Annotated in this window: 34 protein-coding genes; 1 reads left to right on the top strand and 33 read right to left on the bottom strand. The window is 39.8% G+C overall.

The features are described from left to right. Positions 1 to 174 precede the first annotated feature (174 nt). Positions 175 to 2,844 carry a YfhO family protein gene (locus IGL15_RS00450; protein WP_002304024.1) on the top strand — a complete coding sequence of 890 codons (2,670 nt, stop codon included), beginning with the start codon at positions 175 to 177 and terminating at the stop codon, positions 2,842 to 2,844. Between the two features lie 520 nt (positions 2,845 to 3,364). On the opposite strand, the gene truA is transcribed toward IGL15_RS00450, so the two are convergent. From truA to rpsJ, 33 genes are all read right to left on the bottom strand, one after another. Continuing rightward, positions 3,365 to 4,111, bottom strand: a complete 747-nt coding sequence (truA, locus tag IGL15_RS00445) for a tRNA pseudouridine(38-40) synthase TruA (protein WP_002298563.1) — start codon at positions 4,109 to 4,111, stop codon at positions 3,365 to 3,367. 202 nt (positions 4,112 to 4,313) lie between these two features. Further along, the gene (locus IGL15_RS00440) at positions 4,314 to 5,111 is read right to left on the bottom strand and encodes an energy-coupling factor transporter transmembrane component T family protein (RefSeq protein WP_002288724.1); all 798 of its coding nucleotides are present in this window, start codon (positions 5,109 to 5,111) and stop codon (positions 4,314 to 4,316) included. Next, entirely contained in the window at positions 5,101 to 5,970 is an 870-nt protein-coding gene (locus IGL15_RS00435; protein ID WP_086299944.1) for an energy-coupling factor ABC transporter ATP-binding protein, read from the bottom strand. The genes IGL15_RS00440 and IGL15_RS00435 overlap by 11 nt, the downstream gene beginning before the upstream one ends. Continuing rightward, complete coding sequence (locus IGL15_RS00430) at positions 5,946 to 6,785, bottom strand: energy-coupling factor ABC transporter ATP-binding protein (protein WP_002288720.1); 840 nt, start codon at positions 6,783 to 6,785, stop codon at positions 5,946 to 5,948. The genes IGL15_RS00435 and IGL15_RS00430 overlap by 25 nt, the downstream gene beginning before the upstream one ends. A 271-nt stretch (positions 6,786 to 7,056) precedes the next feature. Next, the gene (gene rplQ, locus IGL15_RS00425; RefSeq protein ID WP_002288716.1) at positions 7,057 to 7,437 is read right to left on the bottom strand and encodes a 50S ribosomal protein L17; all 381 of its coding nucleotides are present in this window, start codon (positions 7,435 to 7,437) and stop codon (positions 7,057 to 7,059) included. Positions 7,438 to 7,464: 27 nt separating this feature from the next. Continuing rightward, complete coding sequence (locus IGL15_RS00420) at positions 7,465 to 8,403, bottom strand: DNA-directed RNA polymerase subunit alpha (RefSeq protein WP_002288715.1); 939 nt, start codon at positions 8,401 to 8,403, stop codon at positions 7,465 to 7,467. A 79-nt stretch (positions 8,404 to 8,482) separates the two neighbouring features. Then, positions 8,483 to 8,872: a 30S ribosomal protein S11 gene (gene rpsK, locus IGL15_RS00415; RefSeq protein ID WP_002288714.1), complete on the bottom strand. Its 390-nt coding sequence runs from the start codon at positions 8,870 to 8,872 to the stop codon at positions 8,483 to 8,485. Between the two features lie 27 nt (positions 8,873 to 8,899). Then, positions 8,900 to 9,265 (bottom strand): 30S ribosomal protein S13, encoded by a 366-nt coding sequence (rpsM, locus tag IGL15_RS00410; protein WP_002288713.1) that lies wholly within the window; start codon positions 9,263 to 9,265, stop codon positions 8,900 to 8,902. 17 nt (positions 9,266 to 9,282) lie between these two features. Next, positions 9,283 to 9,399 carry a 50S ribosomal protein L36 gene (rpmJ, locus tag IGL15_RS00405; RefSeq protein ID WP_002288710.1) on the bottom strand — a complete coding sequence of 39 codons (117 nt, stop codon included), beginning with the start codon at positions 9,397 to 9,399 and terminating at the stop codon, positions 9,283 to 9,285. Positions 9,400 to 9,431: 32 nt separating this feature from the next. Next, positions 9,432 to 9,650, bottom strand: a complete 219-nt coding sequence (infA, locus tag IGL15_RS00400) for a translation initiation factor IF-1 (RefSeq protein ID WP_002288695.1) — start codon at positions 9,648 to 9,650, stop codon at positions 9,432 to 9,434. Between the two features lie 190 nt (positions 9,651 to 9,840). Continuing rightward, positions 9,841 to 10,488 (bottom strand): adenylate kinase, encoded by a 648-nt coding sequence (locus IGL15_RS00395; RefSeq protein ID WP_002288690.1) that lies wholly within the window; start codon positions 10,486 to 10,488, stop codon positions 9,841 to 9,843. Positions 10,489 to 10,549: 61 nt separating this feature from the next. After that, complete coding sequence (secY, locus tag IGL15_RS00390) at positions 10,550 to 11,845, bottom strand: preprotein translocase subunit SecY (protein WP_002288688.1); 1,296 nt, start codon at positions 11,843 to 11,845, stop codon at positions 10,550 to 10,552. Further along, on the bottom strand, positions 11,845 to 12,285 hold the full coding sequence (gene rplO, locus IGL15_RS00385; protein WP_002288687.1) for a 50S ribosomal protein L15: 441 nt from the start codon (positions 12,283 to 12,285) through the stop codon (positions 11,845 to 11,847). The genes secY and rplO overlap by 1 nt, the downstream gene beginning before the upstream one ends. Positions 12,286 to 12,328: 43 nt before the next feature. Next, positions 12,329 to 12,508 carry a 50S ribosomal protein L30 gene (gene rpmD / locus IGL15_RS00380; protein WP_002288686.1) on the bottom strand — a complete coding sequence of 60 codons (180 nt, stop codon included), beginning with the start codon at positions 12,506 to 12,508 and terminating at the stop codon, positions 12,329 to 12,331. 14 nt (positions 12,509 to 12,522) lie between these two features. Beyond that, positions 12,523 to 13,023 carry a 30S ribosomal protein S5 gene (rpsE, locus tag IGL15_RS00375; RefSeq protein WP_002288681.1) on the bottom strand — a complete coding sequence of 167 codons (501 nt, stop codon included), beginning with the start codon at positions 13,021 to 13,023 and terminating at the stop codon, positions 12,523 to 12,525. 20 nt (positions 13,024 to 13,043) lie between these two features. Next, the gene (rplR, locus tag IGL15_RS00370) at positions 13,044 to 13,400 is read right to left on the bottom strand and encodes a 50S ribosomal protein L18 (RefSeq protein WP_002288679.1); all 357 of its coding nucleotides are present in this window, start codon (positions 13,398 to 13,400) and stop codon (positions 13,044 to 13,046) included. A gap of 160 nt (positions 13,401 to 13,560) precedes the next feature. Continuing rightward, on the bottom strand, positions 13,561 to 14,097 hold the full coding sequence (rplF, locus tag IGL15_RS00365) for a 50S ribosomal protein L6 (RefSeq protein ID WP_002288677.1): 537 nt from the start codon (positions 14,095 to 14,097) through the stop codon (positions 13,561 to 13,563). A gap of 31 nt (positions 14,098 to 14,128) precedes the next feature. Next, positions 14,129 to 14,527, bottom strand: a complete 399-nt coding sequence (gene rpsH, locus IGL15_RS00360; protein WP_002288675.1) for a 30S ribosomal protein S8 — start codon at positions 14,525 to 14,527, stop codon at positions 14,129 to 14,131. Between the two features lie 35 nt (positions 14,528 to 14,562). Beyond that, positions 14,563 to 14,748, bottom strand: a complete 186-nt coding sequence (locus tag IGL15_RS00355; protein ID WP_002288673.1) for a type Z 30S ribosomal protein S14 — start codon at positions 14,746 to 14,748, stop codon at positions 14,563 to 14,565. Positions 14,749 to 14,766: 18 nt separating this feature from the next. After that, positions 14,767 to 15,306: a 50S ribosomal protein L5 gene (rplE, locus tag IGL15_RS00350; RefSeq protein WP_002288671.1), complete on the bottom strand. Its 540-nt coding sequence runs from the start codon at positions 15,304 to 15,306 to the stop codon at positions 14,767 to 14,769. Between the two features lie 27 nt (positions 15,307 to 15,333). Continuing rightward, complete coding sequence (gene rplX, locus IGL15_RS00345) at positions 15,334 to 15,642, bottom strand: 50S ribosomal protein L24 (protein ID WP_002288670.1); 309 nt, start codon at positions 15,640 to 15,642, stop codon at positions 15,334 to 15,336. Between the two features lie 36 nt (positions 15,643 to 15,678). Continuing rightward, a complete protein-coding gene (gene rplN / locus IGL15_RS00340) occupies positions 15,679 to 16,047 on the bottom strand; it encodes a 50S ribosomal protein L14 (RefSeq protein ID WP_002288669.1) in 369 nt (122 codons plus the stop codon). Positions 16,048 to 16,104: 57 nt separating this feature from the next. Beyond that, a complete protein-coding gene (gene rpsQ / locus IGL15_RS00335) occupies positions 16,105 to 16,371 on the bottom strand; it encodes a 30S ribosomal protein S17 (protein ID WP_002288668.1) in 267 nt (88 codons plus the stop codon). A 24-nt stretch (positions 16,372 to 16,395) separates the two neighbouring features. Next, positions 16,396 to 16,584, bottom strand: coding sequence for a 50S ribosomal protein L29 (gene rpmC, locus IGL15_RS00330; RefSeq protein WP_002288664.1), 189 nt, complete (start codon positions 16,582 to 16,584; stop codon positions 16,396 to 16,398). After that, positions 16,574 to 17,008 carry a 50S ribosomal protein L16 gene (gene rplP, locus IGL15_RS00325; RefSeq protein ID WP_002288661.1) on the bottom strand — a complete coding sequence of 145 codons (435 nt, stop codon included), beginning with the start codon at positions 17,006 to 17,008 and terminating at the stop codon, positions 16,574 to 16,576. The genes rpmC and rplP overlap by 11 nt, the downstream gene beginning before the upstream one ends. A gap of 2 nt (positions 17,009 to 17,010) precedes the next feature. After that, the gene (gene rpsC, locus IGL15_RS00320; protein ID WP_002288659.1) at positions 17,011 to 17,667 is read right to left on the bottom strand and encodes a 30S ribosomal protein S3; all 657 of its coding nucleotides are present in this window, start codon (positions 17,665 to 17,667) and stop codon (positions 17,011 to 17,013) included. A gap of 13 nt (positions 17,668 to 17,680) precedes the next feature. Next, entirely contained in the window at positions 17,681 to 18,028 is a 348-nt protein-coding gene (gene rplV, locus IGL15_RS00315) for a 50S ribosomal protein L22 (RefSeq protein WP_002288657.1), read from the bottom strand. A gap of 22 nt (positions 18,029 to 18,050) precedes the next feature. Further along, positions 18,051 to 18,329: a 30S ribosomal protein S19 gene (gene rpsS, locus IGL15_RS00310; RefSeq protein ID WP_002288655.1), complete on the bottom strand. Its 279-nt coding sequence runs from the start codon at positions 18,327 to 18,329 to the stop codon at positions 18,051 to 18,053. 42 nt (positions 18,330 to 18,371) lie between these two features. After that, entirely contained in the window at positions 18,372 to 19,205 is an 834-nt protein-coding gene (rplB, locus tag IGL15_RS00305; RefSeq protein ID WP_002290451.1) for a 50S ribosomal protein L2, read from the bottom strand. Positions 19,206 to 19,243: 38 nt separating this feature from the next. After that, the gene (gene rplW, locus IGL15_RS00300; RefSeq protein ID WP_002290449.1) at positions 19,244 to 19,534 is read right to left on the bottom strand and encodes a 50S ribosomal protein L23; all 291 of its coding nucleotides are present in this window, start codon (positions 19,532 to 19,534) and stop codon (positions 19,244 to 19,246) included. Further along, the gene (gene rplD / locus IGL15_RS00295) at positions 19,534 to 20,157 is read right to left on the bottom strand and encodes a 50S ribosomal protein L4 (protein ID WP_002290446.1); all 624 of its coding nucleotides are present in this window, start codon (positions 20,155 to 20,157) and stop codon (positions 19,534 to 19,536) included. The genes rplW and rplD overlap by 1 nt, the downstream gene beginning before the upstream one ends. A 27-nt stretch (positions 20,158 to 20,184) precedes the next feature. Further along, a complete protein-coding gene (rplC, locus tag IGL15_RS00290; protein WP_002290445.1) occupies positions 20,185 to 20,814 on the bottom strand; it encodes a 50S ribosomal protein L3 in 630 nt (209 codons plus the stop codon). Between the two features lie 30 nt (positions 20,815 to 20,844). After that, positions 20,845 to 21,153, bottom strand: a complete 309-nt coding sequence (gene rpsJ, locus IGL15_RS00285) for a 30S ribosomal protein S10 (RefSeq protein WP_002290443.1) — start codon at positions 21,151 to 21,153, stop codon at positions 20,845 to 20,847. Positions 21,154 to 21,549: the final 396 nt, after the last annotated feature.

The following is a 21,549-nucleotide window of genomic DNA, read 5'->3' as shown; positions in this document are numbered from 1 at the left end:
TGGGACTTTTGATTCCTACCCTTTTTTTGTGTTTATTTTTGTTATACGAACAAATTATGAAGTTATTTATTCTAAATTTTATTTTTTTGTGAAAACTAGACTCTTTTTAAGCAGAGAAAAACAAGGATATGATAAACTGAATACAACTTCATAGAAATTTGGTGGAAAATAAATATGAAAAAAAATTTAAAGTCATTCTTTAGAGAAAACGGACGCTACGCAGCAGCTAGTTTCCTGATTCCGTTTTTGATTTTAGCACTTGTTTATCTAAGTATCGGAATCTATCCTGGAAGCAGCAGAAGTATTTTGGCAAGTGATGCCTTTTCACAGTTTTCTAATTTTCATGCCAGCTTCCGAAATGTTCTTCTTGGAAAGCAAAGTATTTTTTATACATGGAATGCTTCTCTAGGATTGAATTATTTATCTTTAATTTCTTACTATCTAGGCGGGATCTTCACGCCACTGGTGTTCTTTTTTCCAAACCAGATGATGCCAGATGCACTGTATGTTCTGACTTTGCTTAAGGTCGGCTGTGCCGGATTGGCTTTTTGGTTTCTTGCACGTACGTTCAAGATTCCTCGCTGGGGGCATGTTGCACTTAGCGTCAGTTACGCATTGATCTCATTTATCACTGCACATTCGGAGATCATCATGTGGCTGGATGCATTTGTTTATCTTCCATTAGTGATTTTGGGGATTCATCGTGTTATGGATCTTAAACGGCCGAAACTTTTATTTATCAGTTATTTACTCTTGTTTTTATCCAGTTTTTATATGGGTTTTATGATTGGCGTATTTTCTTTCTTATATTTTATCGCCCGTCTATTGACAAACTGGTCAGAATATAAAAAAACGATTGTTCCTTATGGTATCACTTCTTTACTGGCAGGCGGCGCTTCAATGATCATTGTATTGCCAGCAGTGCTGGATCTTCGGTCAAATGGCGAGGCACTGAGTCAGATCACTACGTTGAAAACAGAAGCGACTTCTTATCTGGATCTAATCATGAAAAATATGATTGGTGTTTATGACACGACAAAATACGGATCGATTCCGTTCGTTTACGCAGGTCTGCTACCATTAGTCCTCTGTCTGTTTTATTTTGCCAGTCGGAAAGTACCGTTGAAAAATAAATTTTTGTACGGCAGTCTTTTCGCCATACTTATCGCAAGTTTTTATCTTGTTCCATTGAATTTGTTCTGGCATGGTATGCATGCACCGAATATGTTTTTATTCCGTTATGCCTATCTGTTCTCTTTCTTAGTGCTCCTGCTTGCAGGAAAAGGATGGGAAAAGATAGAACAAGACGATCGTGGGCTGTTGTTAGGAATCATTTTGGTCGTAGCTGCTCTCTTTGCGGTGGCATGGGGCATCAAACCTGAAGGAAGCTACACCTATGTGACGATGACTTCCTTTGTATTGACAGTGGTTTTCTTAGGGATTTATGCTTTTGCTGTGGGATTTTATCAGCATAAAAAACTTTCATTCAATCATCTGAGTATATTGTTATTATTGATCATGTCTGCTGAAGCACTGGTCAATACGAACAGTATGATCCATGGCATTCTTGATGATTGGAATTATGCTTCCCGCAGTTTATATACTGATCCTTATCCTGACTTGAAAGCTCTTGTAAATGAAACAAAAAAAGATTCCGACTCGTTTTACCGCTTGGAAAATCTGGATCCAGTATCTGCAAACGATTCGATCAACTATGGTTACAGTGGTATCAGTTTGTTTTCTTCTATAAGAAATCGTAATTCTTCCTCTTACCTGGATAAATTAGGTTTCCGTTCAAGAGGGACAAATTTGAATATCCGTTATAACAATAATACTTTGCTGATGGATGGGTTTACAGGAATCAAATATAACATTTCTAAAAACGAAAGCACGTTCAGTAAATATGGCTTCCGCCAAGCTGGTCAAAGCGGCGACTATACACTGTATCAGAATGTCAATGCATTGCCACTAGCATTTACTGCACCGTTGTCCGTTAATGATGTTGAGCAGCCAGTGACAGATAATTTGACCAGTCAGACAAACTTGATCAATACATTGTCTGGTCTAAATGAACAGTATTTTACATTCTATACACCTACTTTGAAGAATCAGTTGAATACGACGATCACAAAGACAACGACTGGCGTCACTTACTCAGAAACAGCAGATAACCAGCCAAAAGAGCTCACTTGGGAAGTCCATGTGCCTGCAAATACACAAGCTTACTTAAGTTTGTTCCCAACCAATTTTGCGCAATTAGAAAGTTCTAGTGCGACGATCACTGTCAATGGTACATCGCGAAAAACGCAAATCAACATTTCTGGTCAATACTATGATCTTGGCTATTATCCTCAAGAGACAACAGTGACATTTACTGCAAGTTTTTATGGGACGAAAGAAATAAGTTTCATGGAGCCTAAAGTCGTTGGTCTAGATGTTGTAGCCTATCAAGCCGCAATGAATCAGATCAAAGAAAAAGGTGTCGAAATGGAAGCCACTGGCAGAAAAGCTTCTGGGACTGTAAATACCGCTGAAGATTCCATGTTGGTGACAACTATTCCTTATGACAAAGGATGGAAAGCTAAAATTGATGGGAAACCAGTCAAGGTCAGCAATTTCAAAGACGCATTCTTGATGATAAAAGTTCCAGCAGGTAAACATACTGTCACTTTCAGTTACTTGCCTGAAGGATTTACGATAGGTGCAATCCTTTTTGTCCTATGTATTGCATTGTTTATTCTTTATGTCTGGTACCTTGACCGCAATCGCCCCTTTTATGGCACGATTGATCCAGCAATAGAAGAACAACCACGAAACACACACAGAAGAAGACGTAGAAAATAAAGAAACGATGGAACCTGTTCAGACTGTCCGCACCAAGGGCAATCAAAACAACGTTCCATCGTTTTTTGGTTACAAAAAAAGTAGCATGGCAAAAAGAAGGTTCACTTATCCATGCTTCGTCCACAAGTCACGATATTCATCAAAGATGAGAAGCTGTTTTTTGAAATTGTTCCTTGTGACTCAGAGTTAAATGACAGGCTCACGACCTCTTTCTTAAACGGTGTTCAGTCAGCTGACCTTCGGTATTAGCTCAAAACGCTGATTTCACAACCTCTTCCTTAAACGGTGTTCAAAAGCTTGCATCTGCGGCAATAAGCCCAGCCAAACGAAAAATATGAGGAGCTATTTTGGTTTGGCTGGGCTTATTGCTTGATGCAGGGCAGCTTTTTCACAACCTCTGATTCACGGTGTTCCAGAAGTAGCTCCTTCGAAAATAAGCCGAAATTTTGCAAAATTTTGAGAAGTAATTTTCGTAAATTCCTTCTTATTTCTTGAAGCTGACCACTTCTATCATAACCTCTTATTCATATTTCACTTCATACAAATAAAGTCCTTCAGGGTGTGCTGTAGGTCCTGCTGCATTACGATCTTTTTTCGCAATAATATCTGGGATACTATCTTCAGGCAATCGGCCATTGCCAATTTTCAAAAGCGTTCCTACTAAGATCCGTATCATCTTATACAAGAAGCCATTTCCCCTAAATGTAAACAACAATTCGTCTTTTGTTTCATTTACCTCCATCTTAGCCTCGTAGATCGTACGTACTTTATCCTCTATCGAGCTTCCTGATGCACAAAAAGAGGTGAAATCGTGAGTCCCTAATAAATCAGGAAGTGCCCGCTGAATTTTTTCCAAATCAAGAGGGTAAGGAAAATAACTTGCATAATGGCGTCGAAAAGGACTGCGTGGTTTCCCTATATCCACTCGAAATTGATACGTCTTTTCTTTGACCAAATATCTTGCGTGGAAGTCTTCTGAAACAATTTCTACTTGTCTTACAGCAATATCCTCTGGTGACTGGGTATCTAGCGCGAAACGCATTCGTTCTAACGGACGCTCCTCTGGATAATCAAAATGGATTACTTGCCCGATCGCATGTACTCCGGCATCTGTCCTTCCCGAACCAAAGACCGTGATTTCTTTTCCATTTGCCATTTTTTGTAATGTTTTTTCTACTTCTTCTTGAACAGTACGCCCATTTGGCTGTTTTTGGAATCCATTAAAATTTGTTCCGTCGTACGCAATGATTGCTTTGTAACGTACCATGTTTTTCTCTCCTTTGTTCCTAAAAGGTTATCTGGAATAATGATTTTTTTATAAAATTTTTTCGTTCTTTCTTTTCAGATAAAAGAAAGAGGCCTGTGACCTTAGTCTGCCACAGACCCTAATATTTCTTGTCATACACTGCTCGCATCCTTTCTTGCAAACAGATCAGCAAGAAAAGAATAGATAGCGGCCCACTGAACGTTTATCCTCTTAAAAAGATCAGTAGCACAGTTAATAATACAAAAGCAATGATAACCATCGTGTCTCTATTATGCCAATGCAATACACGATATTTCGTTCTTCCTTCCCCACCTTTGTAGCCTCTTGCTTCCATAGCAGTCGCAAGATCTTCCGCACGGTTGAAGCTGCTGACAAATAAAGGAATCAGCAAAGGAATGACTGCTTTCATTTTCTGAACTAGGTTTCCTTCACCAAAATCAACACCGCGAGCGCGCTGAGCGTTCATGATCTTTTCTGTTTCGTCCATCAATGTAGGCACAAAACGAAGAGCAATCGACAGCATCAATGAAATTTCGTGGACTGGGAACCGTACGGCTTTCAATGGACGAAGCAAGTACTCAATCGCATCCGATAATTCCAAAGGCGGTGTAGTAAGCGTGAGTAGAGTCGACATAAAAATGATCAACACGAATCGACAGAAAATAAAGAGGCCGTTCATCACACCAAATTCAGTGATATGGAAAACACCCCAACTCCAATAAGTTTCTCCGCCACTTGTAAACAAGACCTGCAAAGCTACAGTGAAGAGGATTAGCCAGATCAATGGGCGAATGCCTCGGATAAAAAATTTCAAATCTACTTTTGACAAGAAGACAGAAAGTAATGTGAAAAATGCCAACAAAAGGTACGTTTCCCAATTATTTGCTAAAAAAATGATTCCGATAAAATAAAAACTGGCTAATAATTTAGCTCGGGGATCCAATCGATGGATCAAGGAATCTCCAGGCATATAACGACCAAATATCAATTTATTCATCATGGGCATTTCCTCCAGCATAATGGACGATAGCGTCTGCTAATTCTTCAGCTGTCAAAGGCAAGGTAGCAAAGTTCATCCCTTTAGCCATTAATTCTTCTGCAAACTCGGTGGCAGTAGGTACGCCTAGTTGTTTTTCTTTTAGCCATTCAATGTTTTGAAAGACCTCTTGCGGCTCCCCGCTATTAACGATTCGTCCCTTTTCCAACACATAGACATAATCTGCAAAATTGGCTACATCATCCATTAAATGCGTAACTAATACAATAGTGATCTGCTGATCCTTATGAAGACGCCAAAACATCTCCATCATTTCTTTTCTACCCTGGGGATCAAGTCCTGCCGTTGGTTCATCCAATACAAGTACTTCCGGCCTCATGGCAAGCACACCAGCGATTGCTACTCTACGCATTTGCCCTCCTGAAAGTTCAAATGGCGAACGTTCCAAATAGCTTTCATCCAGCCCAACTTGTTCTAATGTTTCTTTTGCTAGGACTAGTGCTTCTTCTTCGCTGACACCAAAGTTTTTAGGACCGAAAGCAATGTCTTTTGCTACCGTTTCTTCGAATAGCTGTGCTTCTGGAAACTGAAAGACGATGCCAACTTTTTTTCGGATGGGCTTTAAATTCTTATTATCCGTATCCGGCTGAATATCTCGTTCTCCAATATGGACTGTACCGCTTGTTGGCTTAACAAGCGCATTCAAATGCTGAAGTAAGGTTGATTTCCCGCTTCCGGTATGCCCTACTAATGCAGTATAACTGTTTTCTTTGATCGTCATATTGATGTCAAATAAGGCTCTTTGTTCAAATGGTGTATTCGGCTGATAAGTGAAGTCTACTTGTTCAAAACGGATGTCCATAACCAATCCACCATCCTTTCTTCTGTCATATATTCACTTGGCACATCAACCCCACGTTCTTTCAGTGCGCTCTTCAGTTTTTCAGGAAATGGTAGATCCAGACCTAAGTCGATCAGTTCAGGACCAGCAGAAAAAATTTCTTTTGGTGTACCTTCGCGGACAAGTTCTCCTTGTCTCATCACTAGTATCCGATTGGCATTAGCTGCTTCATCAATATCATGAGTGATAGATATAACGGTCAATTGACTTTCTTCTTTGATCTTCTTGATCGTAGAGATCACTTCTTCACGACCTTCTGGATCTAGCATACTGGTTGCTTCATCTAAAATAATGATATCAGGTCGTAAGGCAACCACGCCGGCAATGGCAACACGTTGTTTTTGCCCTCCTGATAAACGAGCAGGCTCGCGTGAAGCAAACTCAGCCATTCTAACTTTCTCAAGTGCATCTTTCACACGCACTAGCATTTCTTCTCTGGGAATCCCTTGATTTTCAAGACCAAAAGCAACGTCATCTTCTACTGTCGAACCAACAAACTGATTGTCTGGATTTTGAAAAACCATTCCAACCATCTGTCGGATCGTCCAAATATTTTCTTCATCCAATATTTGATTTCCCACTTTCACGATCCCTGATTCTGGCAGAAGCAATCCATTGATCGTTTTGGCAAGTGTCGATTTTCCTGAACCATTGTGTCCAATAATAGCGATCCACTCACCTTTATCAATTGTAAAGGAGACATCTTTCAATGCGGGGCGAAGATCATCTGGCTGGTATTTATAATTTATCTTTTCTAATTCAATAATTGGCTCCATGATTACTCCTTCTTCATCCTAAAGTTCCTACTAACACTATCAAAAAAAGACAAAATTTTCAATTATTTCTCGCTTAAAATGTTTTTTTATGCCTTCAAATATATCTGTCATGACAGGTAATTGAAGGTATAAAAAAACACTTTATGATGAGTGCTTACTCCCCAAGCGATATTCGCTTGAGGAGCAGCGCTGAGCTAGACTCGGAAAAATATCTTCCAACATCATAACACTCTAAAAGAATCATCTATAAAGTGATGTTATTAGTGTGATTTTAGACAAGTTCTAAGACAACCATTGGTGCACCATCACCGCGTCTTGGTTCTGTCTTCAAAATGCGTGTGTATCCGCCTTGACGTTCTGCGTAACGAGGTGCAATATCGTTGAACAGTTTTTGTAAAGCTGATTCAATGACGATGTCCTCATTTTCTTCACGCACGCTGGCAACTTCATTACGTACGAAAGCCGCAGCTTGACGACGTGCATGCAAATCTCCGCGTTTACCTAAAGTGATCATTTTTTCTGCAGTTGAGCGAACTTCTTTCGCACGAGCTTCAGTAGTCACAATACGTTCGTTGATTAATAAATCAGTTGTTAAATCACGCAACATCGCTTTACGTTGGCTAGATGTGCGTCCTAGTTTACGATAACTCACGTTGGTTTCCCTCCTTCGTAAAAGGTTTTAATCTTCTTTACGTAAACCTAAACCTAAGTCGTGCAATTTTGCTTTAACTTCTTCTAATGATTTACGTCCTAAGTTACGGACTTTGATCATTTCAGGCTCAGATTTATTTGTAAGTTCTTGTACAGTATTGATTCCTGCACGTTTCAAACAATTGTAAGAGCGAACAGACAAGTCTAACTCTTCGATCGTCATTTCCAACATTTTTTCTTTTTGTGTTTCTTCTTTTTCGACCATGATTTCAGCATTTTTTGCTTCATCAGTTAAGTTCACAAAAATATCCAAATGTTCAGTCATGATTTTCGCAGACAAACTCATTGCTTCCAACGGTTCAATTGAACCATCTGTCCAAATCTCCATCGTCAATTTATCAAAATCTTCACGGTGCCCAACACGTGTGTTCTCAACTTGATAGTTCACACGACGAACAGGTGTGTAGATTGAATCGACTGGAAGAACGCCAATTGGCATATCTTCTTTTTTATTTTCATCTGCTTGAACATAACCACGTCCAGGTTTCACTGTTAAGCGAGCATGGAACGTAGCTCCTTCAGAGACACTACAGATGTACATATCTTTGTTAAGAATTTCTACATCACTATCAACGATAATATCGCCAGCAGTTACTGTAGCAGGTCCGGTAATATCGATTTCAAGGGTTTTTTCTTCTTGGCCATACATTTTCAGCGCTAAGCCTTTAATGTTCAAGATGATTTGAGTGACGTCTTCTCTAACACCTTTGATGGTAGAGAATTCATGCAGTACACCATCGATTTGAATATTAGTGATGGCAGCACCTGGCAAAGAAGATAATAAAATACGACGTAGGGAATTCCCTAAAGTAGTCCCATACCCTCTTTCAAGAGGTTCAACGATGAACTTGCCATAATCTTTTTCTTCATCAATTTTTGCGATTCTTGGTTTTTCGAACTCAATCATTCTTATCTTTACCCCTTTCAAAACGAAAAGTGTCTTGTTCAATGACGTTACTGATAAAACTCAAAATGAGCGGCACTCATTAAACACGACGGCGTTTTGGAGGGCGGGCACCATTATGAGGAACTGGAGTCACGTCACGAATTGCAGTCACTTCTAAACCTGTAGCTTGTAATGAACGAATTGCTGCTTCACGTCCAGAACCAGGTCCTTTAACTGTTACTTCAACAGTCTTTAATCCGTGTTCCATTGCTGCTTTTGTAGCAGTTTCTGCTGCCATTTGAGCGGCAAAAGGAGTTGATTTTTTGCTTCCTTTGAAACCTAATGAACCAGCTGATGACCACGCTAATGCATTTCCGTGAGTATCAGTGATCATGATGATAGTGTTATTGAATGTAGAATGGATATGTGCAATACCTGCTTCTATATTCTTCTTCACACGGCGTTTACGATTCACTTTTTTTGCTGCCATGAAGTTTTAACCTCCTTCACTTAAGAATTATTTTTTCTTGCCAGCGATAGCGCGAGCTGGGCCTTTACGAGTACGTGCATTGTTTTTCGTGTTTTGTCCACGAACAGGCAATCCACGGCGATGACGGATTCCACGGTAAGAACCGATTTCCATCAAACGTTTGATGTTCAAGTTCACTTCACGACGAAGATCCCCTTCAACTTTTAATTTATCTACTTCTGCACGGATAGCATCTGTTTGTTCATTCGTTAATTCACGAACGCGAACATCTTCAGATACACCAGCATCAGCTAAGATCTTTTTAGCAGTAGTGTTACCAATACCATAGATATAAGTAAGTGAAACTACTACACGTTTATCACGAGGAATATCTACTCCTGCAATACGAGCCATATTTATAGCACCTCCAATTATCCTTGACGTTGTTTATGTTTTGGATTTGCTGGGCAAATCACCATAACGCGTCCTTTACGACGAATTACTTTACAATGTTCGCACATTGGTTTTACTGATGGTCTTACTTTCATGATAATACCTCCTGTAGTTTTACGGAGTACAATTATTTAAAGCGATAAGTAATACGGCCACGGTTAAGATCGTATGGAGACAATTCAACCGTTACTTTGTCACCAGGTAAGATACGGATGTAATGCATACGAATTTTACCTGAAACAGTAGCAAGAACTTGGTGTCCGTTTTCTAGTTCAACTTTAAACATTGCATTCGGCAAAGTTTCGACGACTGTACCTTCGACTTCAATCATATCTTCTTTTGCCACGCACAGTACCTCCTTGTACTTGTTTCGCATTTTCACACGATAAAATGGCGGAAACTGCAGTTCCCACCTCAAAATTCTCAAAATGGATCATCTAGAGGATTCTCTAGAAGTCGGACTGACATATTCTATCATAATTTATTGAACTTGACAAGAGTAACTGCATAATGCAAGTCGGCTACGGGCAATCGTGCTATTTTTCAATGATTTTTTGTACATCTGCAAATACAGCATCGATTTCACGAGCACCATCAATAGTGTTTAGCAAACCTTGTTCTTTATAATAAGCCAAGATTGGTTCACTATTTTTGATGTTGATAGCCAGACGATTTTTAACCGTCTCAGGTTTATCATCTTCTCTTTGATAGAATTCATGCCCACCGCAACGATCACATGTGTCTTCAACTTTTGTAGGGTTGAAAATTTTATGGTAAGTTGCTCCACAATTGCTGCAGATAAATCGGCCGGCTAGACGTTCGACCAAGATTTCTTCACCAACATGGATATCGATGACAGCATCAATTTTTTTATTCAAATCTTTTAGCATTGCGTCCAGAGCTTTTGCTTGATCTAGCGTACGTGGAAAGCCATCTAATAAGAAGCCTTTCTCTGTATCTGGTTCAGCTAGTCGCTCTTTCACGATTCCATTTGTTACTTCATCAGGAACTAATGCACCTTTATCCATATAAGACTTTGCTTCCAGGCCAAGAGCTGTTTCGTTTTGCATCGCTGCGCGGAACATATCTCCTGTTGAGATGTGCGGAATACCATAAGCATCAATGATTTTTTCAGCTTGTGTTCCTTTACCTGCGCCTGGCAGCCCCATTAAAATGAGGTTCATTGTTTTCCCTCCTAATAAATGTGTGAGAACGTGTGTTGAGGGGAAACCTCAACACGCTTTCTTACTCAATGAATCCAACATATTTACGTTTCAGCATTAAGCCTTCTAACTGTTTCGCAGTTTCTAAAGCTACACCGATAACGATCAGTAAGCTTGTACCGCCTAATCCGATTGATTGTGGAAGATCCCAAACCATTTGAGCAATGATTGGAAGCAATGCCACTAAACCAAGGAAGACTGCACCAACTGTACTTAAACGCATCAGTAATCTTGAGACATACTCTTCAGTCCCCTTACCAGGGCGTACGCTTGGTATATAACTTCCTTGCTTTTGCAAGTTTTCCGCTAATTTCTCAGGGTTTACTTGAACAAAGGCGTAGAAGAAAGTGAAGGCAACGATCAGAATCGTATAAATCGTAGCACCAGGTGCTGTATTATAGTTAAAGATCTCCATCATCACTTTGTACCAGTTTTCAGAACCGAATCTACCGCTCAATGCTTGTAAAACAGCATTTGGCGTAGCAATAAACGAACTAGCAAAGATAACTGGAATAACTCCAGCTGCATTTACTTTCAACGGCAGATAGCTGCTTGTAGGCGCGCCAGCTACGCGTTTCGTATATTGGATCGGGATCTTGCGTTCAGCTTGTTGGAAAAATGTTACGAATGTCACGATCAATAAGACCGCTACTAGTAAAATGGCCACAAAAATAGCAGATTTCCATATGTCTGAAGGATCAATATTTATAAAGTAATCTTCATAAATTTCTCTGATACTTTCAGGCAATCTAGAAATGATACCTGCAAAAATGATCATTGATACGCCATTTCCGATACCTTTTTCTGTGATCTGTTCTCCTAGCCAAGTAACAAACATCGTACCGGCTGTTAGAATCAAACCGATCGTTACGTAAGTTGCTACGTTAGGATTATTCACGAAACCTAATTGAGCGTATTGATTGAATCCAGCAGTGATACCGACAGATTGGATAAATGCCAATACTAATGTCAGATATCGAGTCGCTTGATTCAGTTTTTTACGACCAACTTCCCCTTGTTTCGACCATTCAACAAATCGAGGCACGATGTCCATTTGAAGAAGCTGAATGACGATAGAAGCAGTAATGTATGGTGAAACCCCCATTGAGAAAATGGAAAAGTTTTGCATCGCACTACCACTTACCAAGTTCAACATGTTGAAAAATGGCAAAGAAGAAAGGTTTTGCAATGAAGCAGCATTTACGCCTGGTACAGTAATATGTGCACCTAGGCGAAATACAAACAACACAAATACAGTAAATAGGATTTTCGATCTAATGTCTTTTACTTTAAAAGCATCTTTTAATAGTCTAAACATTAGATCACCTCGATTGATCCACCAGCCGCTTCAATTGCTTCTTGAGCTGCTTTAGAGAATTTTGCTGCTTTCACAGTTAATTTCTTGTTTAGTTCCCCATTAGCTAATACTTTGATTCCAGCTTTTTCGTTTTTCACGATTCCAGCTTCAACTAAAGCAACAGGAGTTACTTCAGCTCCGTCTTCAAAGCGGTTCAATACATCAAGATTAATGACTGCATAGTCTTTACGGTTCACGTTTGTGAATCCTCGTTTTGGTAAACGACGGAACAATGGTGTTTGTCCCCCTTCAAATCCTAAACGCACACCGCCGCCTGAACGAGCTTTTTGTCCTTTTTGTCCGCGTCCGGCAGTTTTTCCGTTACCAGATGAAGTACCACGACCAACACGGTTACGTACTTGGCGTGAACCTTCAGCAGGTTTTAATTCATGAAGTTTCATAGGTTTGGCACCTCCTTAATGTTCTAGTTATGATTTTTCTAAATTAAATTTCTTCAACGTCCACTAGGTGAGAAACAGTATTGATCATGCCTTTAATTGCTTCATTAGAAGGCTTAACCACTGAACTGTTAATCTTTGTAAGACCTAACGCTTTAACTGTATCGCGTTGGTTTTGAGGACGTCCGATAATACTGCGTTTTAAAGTAACTTTTAATTCAGCCATTATTGTTGTCCTCCTTATCCGATTAATTCTTCAACTGATTTGCCGCGAAGTTCTGCAACTTCTTCTGCACGTTTCAATTGTTTCAAACCTTCAACTGTTGCGCGAACAACGTTGATTGGTGTATTTGAGCCTAAAGATTTAGAAGTGATATCTGCTACCCCAGCTAATTCTAATACGGCACGAACTGGTCCACCAGCAGCAACCCCAGAACCTTCTACAGCAGGTTTCATTAGGATTCTACCACCACTAAAAGCACCGATTACTTCGTGTGGGATTGTTGAACCAACCATAGGTACTTCAACTAAGTTTTTCTTCGCATCTTCAATTGCTTTACGGATTGCTTCAGGAACTTCTTGAGCTTTACCTGTACCAAATCCTACGTGTCCGTTTTTGTCACCGACAACAACTAAAGCAGCAAAACGTAGACGACGTCCACCTTTAACAACTTTTGTTACACGGTTAATTGCAACAACGCGGTCTTCTAATTCCAAATGTTTTGGATCGATATAAACCATGAATGGTATTCCTCCTTCTTCTAAAATTCTAGTCCATTTTCGCGAGCAGCTTCAGCTAAAGCTTGCACACGGCCATGGTAAAGGTATCCACCACGGTCAAAGACTACTACTTTAATGCCTTTTTCAGCTGCACGTTCAGCAACTAGTTTACCGACAGCTTGTGCTGCTTCTGTTTTTGTTCCACCTGAAATTTCTTTATCCAAGGTAGAGGCACTTGCTAGCGTTACACCCGCTACGTCATCAATAATTTGAGCGTAGATGTTTTTGTTAGAACGAAAAACGTTCAAGCGTGGGCGCTCAGCAGTACCAGAGATATTGTTACGTACACGACGATGTCTCTTTTGACGTGTTTTGTTCTTATCTGGTTTTGTAATCACAATTGTCACCTCTTTATTTTTATTGTACTACTATTTCAAGCAGTAAATACGTTTCGAAAAATAGAAGCTGCGGCACAAGTAAAAATGTATTTTTTTGAAGGTAAACTTCAGCCAAATGCCTTTTTCCTGCTGCTGGCTTCTATGCAATTTTTCTAAACGATTATTTACCAGTTTTACCTTCTTTACGGCGTACATATTCGCCAACATAACGAATACCTTTACCTTTATAAGGTTCTGGAGGACGAGTTCCACGAATGTTTGCAGCTAATTCGCCAACTTCTTCTTTGTTCGCACCTTTAACAATTACTTGTGTGTTAGCTGGTACTTCAACAGTTACTCCAGCTGGTGGTGTGATTTCTACTGGATGTGAGTAACCAACGTTCAATACAAGTTTTGATCCTTGTAATTGTGCACGGTACCCAACCCCGATTAGTTCTAACGCTTTTTGGAAACCTTCGCTGACACCTACAACCATGTTGTTGAAGTTCGCACGAGTTGTTCCATGAATTGTTTTCATTTCTTTACTGTCGTTTGGACGAGTGAAAGTTACTTCGTTTCCTTCGATATTCATTTTGATATCTGCTGAAAAAGTACGAGTCAATTCACCTTTTGGTCCTTTAACTGTAACGTTGTTTCCGTCTTGAGTAACTGTTACTCCTTCAGGGATAACAACGACTTTATTTCCGATACGGCTCACTTAAAGACACCTCCTTGTAGATTCTACTTGATTACCATACGTAAGCGATAACTTCGCCGCCGATATTTTTTTCACGAGCTTCTTTATCAGTGACAACACCTTCAGAAGTCGAAATGATTGCGATACCTAAACCGTTCAATACTTTTGGTACTTCGTCAGCTTTGACATAAGCACGCAAACCTGGTTTAGAGATACGTTTTAAGTTTGTGATAACACGTTCGCCGTTTTTACCAAATTTTAGGAAAACACGGATCACGCCTTGTTTGTCATCTTCGATGTATTCAACATCACGAACGAAACCTTCACGTTTCAAGATTTCAGCGATGTCACGTTTAATTTTTGATGCAGGTACTTCTAAAGACTCATGTTTAACCATGTTTGCGTTACGGATACGAGTTAGAAAATCTGCAATTGGATCTGTCATGACCATTGATCTTTTACCTCCTTCTTATGCGAATTTACTTTTTACCAGCTAGCTTTCTTCACGCCGGGAATTTGACCTTTATAGGCAAGTTCGCGGAAGCAAATACGGCAAAGATGGAACTTACGATAAACTGAATGTGGACGTCCGCAACGTTCGCAACGAGTATAAGCTTGTGTTGAAAATTTTGCAGGACGTTTGTTTTTAGCAATCATTGATTTTTTAGCCACGTAGTTCGCCTCCTTTAATTATTTTTGGAATGGCATGCCTAATTGTGTCAACAACTCACGAGATTCTTCATCAGAGTTTGCTGTTGTTACAATAACGATGTCCATACCACGTACTTTATCTACTAAATCATAATCTACTTCTGGGAAGATCAATTGTTCTTTAATACCTAAAGTATAGTTTCCACGACCGTCAAAGGCTTTTTTACTTACACCATGGAAGTCACGTACACGTGGTAGTGAAACAGAAACCAATTTGTCTAAGAATTCGTACATTCTTTCTCCGCGCAATGTAACTTTTGCACCAATTGGCATTCCTTCACGTAAACGGAATCCAGCGATTGATTTTTTAGCTTTTGTAATCATTGGTTTTTGACCAGTGATCAAAGTTAATTCTTCAACTGCTTTATCTAAGTTTTTAGCGTTTGATACCGCATCACCAACACCCATGTTGATGACGATTTTTTCAACTTTAGGTGTTTGCATAACAGAGCTATAGTTAAATTTTTCCATCAATGATGGAGTTACTTCTTTAAGATATTTTTCTTTTAGGCGGTTCATTCAGTAAGACCCTCCTTCCTTAAACTTTTATTTATCTAAAACTTCACCGGTTTTTTTAGAAACACGGACTTTTTTGCCGTCTACTTCTTTGTAGCCAACTCGGCCAGCTACACCAGTAGAGTCAACCACCATCACGTTAGAAACATGAATTGGCGCTTCCATCTCAACAATTCCACCTTGAGGAGCAGCTTGAGAAGGTTTTTGGTGTTTTTTAACGACATTTACACCTTCGACAATAACTTTATCTTTTTTCGGGAACGCTGCTAGTACAACGCCTTCTTTGTTTTTGTCTTTTCCAGTGATAACTTTAACTTTATCGCCTTTTTTAACAAACATAACTGTTTCGCACCTCCTTTGATAAGTGTCTCAAGATTATAAAACTTCTGGTGCTAGTGAAACGATCTTCATGAAGTTGTTTTCACGTAGTTCACGTGCAACTGGCCCAAAGATACGTGTTCCACGAGGGCTTTTATCATCACGAATAATCACTGCAGCATTTTCATCAAATTTAATATATGAACCGTCTGTACGACGAGCTCCTGATTTTGTTCGAACGATAACGGCTTTAACGACGTCACCTTTTTTGACAACCCCACCTGGCGTTGCTTGTTTAACCGTAGCAACGATCACATCACCGATGTTAGCAGTTTTACGACCAGATCCACCAAGGACTTTGATCGTCAAAATTTCACGTGCGCCTGAGTTATCAGCGACTTTTAAACGACTTTCTGCTTGGATCACGTTGTGTATCCTCCTTTCAGATTTTGCATTCAATCTATATAGGAAAATCTCGTGTTATTAGATAATAACTGCTTCTTCGACTACTTCCAACAAACGGAAACGTTTTGTAGCTGATAATGGACGAGTTTCCATAATTCTCACGATGTCGCCAACTTTTGCTGTGTTGTTTTCATCATGCACTTTGTATTTCTTAGAATAGTTCATGCGTTTGCCATAGATAGGGTGGTTTTTCTTTGTTTCGACAGCAACGGTAATTGTTTTATCCATTTTGTCTGAAACCACGCGACCTTGATAAACTTTGCGTTGATTTCTTCCTTCAGTCATACGCTTAATGGCCTCCTTCCATAATTACTTAGCTTGTTCACGCAACACAGTTTTGATGCGTGCAATCGATTTACGTACTTCTTTAATACGTGCAGTGTTTTCTAATTGACCTGTTGCTAATTGGAATCTAAGATTAAACAATTCTTCTTTTAATTGTTTTTCTTGATCAAGCATTTCGGCAGTGGTTAATTCTCTGATTTCTTTAACCTTCATTCGATTCACCACCCATTTCCTCACGTTTTACGATCTTAGTTTTCATTGGTAATTTGTGAGAAGCTAGACGTAACGCTTCACGAGCTACTTCTTCAGGAACGCCTGCGATTTCAAACATGATTTTACCACGTTTTACTGGTGCAACCCATCCTTCAGGTGCCCCTTTACCAGAACCCATACGTACCCCAATTGCTTTGGCAGTATAAGATTTGTGAGGGAAAATTTTAATCCATACTTTCCCACCACGTTTCATGTAACGAGTCATTGCGATACGAGCAGCTTCGATTTGGCGGTTTGTGATCCAATGTGAATCAACAGCTTGCAAACCGTATTCACCGAATGCTACTTCTTTTCCGCCTTTAGCTTCCCCGCGCATTTTTCCGCGGAATTCACGACGGTGTTTTACACGTTTAGGTACTAACATGATTATTTCCCTCCTTTCTCAGTGTTTTTTTTAGTTGGAAGAATTTCTCCACGATAGATCCACACTTTAACTCCTAGTTTTCCGTATGTTGTATCTGCTTCTTCCCATGCGTAATCAATGTCCGCACGTAAAGTATGAAGAGGAACAGTTCCTTCTGAGTATCCTTCTGAACGAGCGATATCTGCTCCGTTTAGACGACCAGATACTTGAGTTTTGATCCCTTGAGCGCCAGCACGCATTGAGCGTTGGATGGCTTGTTTTTGAGCGCGACGGAAAGCAACACGGTTTTCTAATTGACGTGCGATTCCTTCACCTACTAATTTTGCATCTAGATCTGGTTTTTTGATTTCCACGATATTGATATGGATTCTTTTACCAGTTAATTTGTTTAATTCTTTTCTTAGGCTTTCGACTTCAGAACCGCCTTTACCAATAACCATACCTGGTTTAGCTGTGTGAATTGAAATGTTTACGCGACCTGTTGCGCGTTCGATTTCAACTGTTGATACAGCAGCATCAGCAAGTTTAGTTGAAATAAATTTACGGATTCTTAAATCTTCGTGTAAGAACTCAGCATACTCTTTTTCAGCATACCATTTAGCATCCCAGTCGCGGATGATGCCTACACGCATTCCAATTGGATGTACTTTTTGACCCACTGATTATCCCTCCTTATTTTTCTGATACGACTACCGTGATATGACTTGTACGTTTGTTGATTGGAGAAGCTGATCCTTTTGCACGAGGACGGAAACGTTTCATTGTAGGTCCTTCGTTAACAAAAGCTTCGCTTACTACCAAGTTTTCAACATCTAAGTCAAAGTTATTTTCTGCATTCGCAACTGCTGACATCAATACTTTTTCAATGATTCCAGCAGATTTGTTTGGTGTGAATTTCAAGATTGAAATTGCATCTGCGACACTTTTACCTCTGATAAGGTCAATTACTAAACGGGCTTTTCGAGGTGAAGTGCGAACTGTTTTTGCAGTTGCTTTAGCTGATGTGATTTGTTCTGCCATTTGGATTTATCCTCCCCTCAAATTAGCGTTTCGTTTTCTTATCGTCAGCAGCATGTCCACGATAAGTTCTTGTAGGTGCAAATTCACCTAATTTGTGTCCTACCATGTCTTCTTGGATGTAAACTGGTACATGTTTACGTCCATCATAAACTGCGATGGTATATCCAACAAAACTTGGGAAAACTGTTGAACGGCGTGACCAAGTTTTGATAACTTTTTTCTTTTCAACCCCTGCTTGAGCTTCAACTTTTTTCATTAAATGCTCATCGACAAAAGGTCCTTTCTTTAAACTACGACCCATGGTGAACCTCCTCTCAAAATGTGCGACACATGGTCAAAGTAATTATTTATTTTTGCGACGACGAACAATAAGTTTGTCTGATTTAGCTTTTTTGTTACGAGTTTTGTAACCAAGAGCTGGTTGACCCCAAGGAGAAACTGGTGCTTTACGTCCGATAGGAGCTTTACCTTCACCACCACCGTGTGGGTGATCATTAGGGTTCATTACGCTACCACGTACAGTTGGGCGTTTACGCATCCAACGAGAGCGTCCAGCTTTACCGATGTTGATTAATTCGTGTTGTTCGTTACCTACAGAACCGATTGTAGCACGGCATGCAGCTAAGATCATACGAACTTCACCAGAGTTCAAGCGGATCAATACGTATTTGCCTTCTTTACCAAGTACTTGAGCACTTGTACCAGCAGAACGGATCAATTGTCCACCTTTACCAGGTTTCATTTCAATGTTGTGGATAACAGTACCAACTGGAATGTTTTCTAATGGAAGAGCATTTCCGACTTTGATATCTGCTTCTGGACCTGAAACAAGTTTCATACCCACTTCTAGTCCTTTAGGTGCTAAGATGTAAGCTTTCACTCCATCTTCATAGTGTACTAACGCGATGTTAGCTGAACGGTTTGGATCATATTCGATCGTTTGAACAGTTGCAACAACGTTATCTTTGTTACGTTTGAAGTCGATCACGCGATATTGGCGTTTGTGTCCGCCACCTTGATGACGTACAGTGATGCGGCCGTTGTTGTTACGTCCAGCATGGTTTTTCAATGGTTGTAACAATGATTTTTCAGGTGTTGATGTTGTGATTTCAGCAAAATCAGAACCTGTCATGTTACGACGACCATTTGAGGTAGGTTTGTACTTTTTAATCGCCACGTTTTTCCCTCCTAATTTAATGAGTTATCTATTAGTGCTTATTCAGCAGCTTCGAATAATTGGATTTCTTTTGAATCTTCAGTCAATGTAACGATCGCTTTGCGACGTTTTTTTGTATATCCTGCATATTTGCCCATACGTTTGAATTTCGCACGTACGTTCACGATGTTAACGTTTTTGACTTTAACGTCAAAAGCAGCTTCTACCGCTTGTTTTACTAAAGTTTTGTTTGCGCGAGTGTCCACTTCAAAAGTGTATTTCTTGTCATCCATGGCAAGCATTGATTTTTCAGTGATCACTGGGCGTTTGATTACGTCTAGTAAGTTCATTATGCAAGCACCTCCTCAATTTGAGTAAGAGCAGTTTGTGTTGCTAACACTTTTGTATTTGATACAACGTCTAGCACACTCACATTATCAGAAGTTACTACAGAAACGTTTGGTAAGTTACGTGCTGATAAAGCAGCAAAGTCGTTACCTTTTTCTAGAACAACCAATACTTTAGAGTCGATAGATAAGTTAGCAAGAACTTGTTTGAATTCTTTTGTTTTTGGTGCGTCGAAGTTCAAGCCTTCGATTGCTACCAAGTTGTTTTCAGCAACTTTTTCTGACAATACAGATTTCATTGCTAAACGACGAACTTTTTTAGGAAGTTTGTAGCTGTAAGAACGTGGTGTTGGTCCAAAGACTACGCCACCTCCACGCCATTGTGGTGAGCGGATAGATCCTTGACGTGCACGACCTGTTCCTTTTTGACGCCATGGTTTACGTCCGCCGCCGCGAACAGCGCTACGGTTTTTAACCGCGTGTGTTCCTTGTCTTAATGACGCACGTTGCATTACGATTGCATCGTAAACAACACTTTCATTAGGTTCAATTCCGAAGATTTCTTCGTTAAGTGTGATTTCACCGTTTTGGCTTCCATCTTGTTTGAATAATGCTACATTCGGCATTCCTTAGTTCCTCCTTTCTTCCTACAATTATTTAGCTTTCACAGCTGATTTGATAGTGATTAAAGATTTTTTAGCTCCAGGAACATTACCTTTGATCAAGATAACATTTCTTTCTGCATCGACACGTACAACTTCCAAGTTTTGGATAGTTACGCGGTTGCCACCCATACGGCCAGCAAGACGTTTGTTTTTAAATACACGGTTAGGTGCAACTGGACCCATTGACCCAGGACGACGATGGTAACGAGAACCGTGAGCCATTGGTCCGCGGCTTTGTCCGTGGCGTTTGATAACCCCTTGGAATCCTTTACCTTTCGTAGTACCTGTTACATCAATAATGTCTCCTGCTTGGAAAACATCTACTGTAATTTCTTTTCCTACTTCATATTCTCCTAGCTCAACATTTTTGAATTCACGAATGAAGCGCTTAGGAGCCGTGTTTGCTTTTGCAACATGACCTTTCGCAGGTTTGTTTGATAAAACTTCACGCATATCTTGGTAACCAACTTGAATAGCTTCGTAGCCATCCGTTTCCATTGTTTTCACTTGTAGTACTACGTTTGGAGTAGCTTCTACAACAGTTACTGGAATTAATTCACCAGATTCAGTGAAGATTTGTGTCATTCCCACTTTTTTCCCTAAGATTCCTTTGGTCATGAGTACACCTCCATTATTTTTGTTTTAGTTTTATAATTTGATTTCGATGTTTACACCAGATGGTAAGTCTAGCTTCATCAAAGCATCAACAGTTTTTGGTGTTGGGTTCACAATGTCGATAAGGCGTTTGTGTGTACGCATTTCGAATTGTTCGCGTGAATCTTTGTATTTATGAGTCGCACGGATGATTGTGTAAAGACTGCGTTCAGTTGGTAATGGAATTGGACCAGACACGCTAGCTCCAGTTCTTTTTGCAGTTTCCACGATTTTATCCGCTGATTGATCTAAAATACGGTGTTCATACGCTTTTAAACGGATACGAATTTTTTGTTTTGCCATCTTGTTCCCTCCTTCGCCTATTTTGAAAAGTAGACATAGCTCCACGAAAATTTCCGTCACGCTCGTTCGTGGCAAAGCGTCCGGGCGTGTCGCAACCTCTCGTTTCTTAGCCGACGAAATCATTCTGATTACGTCTGTGCAATTCACTAAAGTAAACGCACCTTTGTCATTATAATATATATAAACTCACAAAGCAAGGCTTTTTCTTGTAAAAAACATTTTGTTTTCATAAAGTTTCATTTAGAAAATACTGACTCTTTTATTTCGTGTTTCTTCTATTATAATGCTCCTGTCTTTTTCCCTGATCCTGCAATAAATAAAAAAGCTCGGAACAAAGATCCTGAGACCTTCATTCCGAGCGATTACGTCCGAATAAATGTTGCTTTACTTTAAAAC

The organism is Enterococcus sp. DIV0436a, from assembly GCF_051711605.1.
In the GTDB taxonomy this organism is placed as follows: domain Bacteria; phylum Bacillota; class Bacilli; order Lactobacillales; family Enterococcaceae; genus Enterococcus_B; species Enterococcus_B faecium.
The sequence above is the reverse complement of the archived record's forward strand: the minus strand, read 5'-3'. Positions and strand labels throughout refer to the sequence as shown.